The following is a 516-nucleotide window of genomic DNA, read 5'->3' as shown; positions in this document are numbered from 1 at the left end:
TGGTGATCAGCGTCGTCGGCGAGGTGACCCGCCCCGGACTGGTCGCGGTGCCACCCGGATCCCGGGTCGCCGACGCGGTGCGCGCCGCCGGTGGCACCACCGGGCCGGAGGTCGACATCACCGCGCTCAACCTCGCCCGCCGGCTCACCGACGGGGAACAGCTCTACGTCGCCGTCCCGGTACCGCCCGGCGCGGACACCGGCCAGGCCGCGAGCCCACCCGGCTCCGGGGCGGCGGCCAAGACCGACCTGAACACCGCCACGGAGGAGCAGCTCGATGCACTACCAGGAGTCGGCGAGGTCACCGCGAAGCGGATCGTGCAGTGGCGCACCGAGCACGGCCGCTTCGGCTCCGTCGACGAACTCCAGGACGTCGACGGCATCGGCGCGGCCAAGCTGGCCAAGCTGCGCGACCTGGTCCAGGTGTGAAGGTCACGTCGTACCCGCGGACCGGTGTGCTCGACCTGCGGCTGGTGCCCGCGGCCGTGGTGACCTGGGCCGTGACGCTGGCCGGGCT

Annotated in this window: 1 protein-coding gene; it reads left to right on the top strand. The window is 73.8% G+C overall.

Translation table 11 applies throughout. The features are described 5' to 3' along the window. Positions 1-428 (top strand): ComEA family DNA-binding protein (locus LCD31_RS28795; protein ID WP_224963324.1); only part of this gene is annotated, 428 nt, incomplete at its 5' end. Positions 429-516: the final 88 nt, after the last annotated feature.

The sequence above is a fragment of the Saccharopolyspora sp. 6M genome (assembly GCF_020176775.1).
GTDB lineage: Bacteria > Actinomycetota > Actinomycetes > Mycobacteriales > Pseudonocardiaceae > Saccharopolyspora_C > Saccharopolyspora_C gregorii.
The sequence above is the reverse complement of the archived record's forward strand: the minus strand, read 5'-3'. Positions and strand labels throughout refer to the sequence as shown.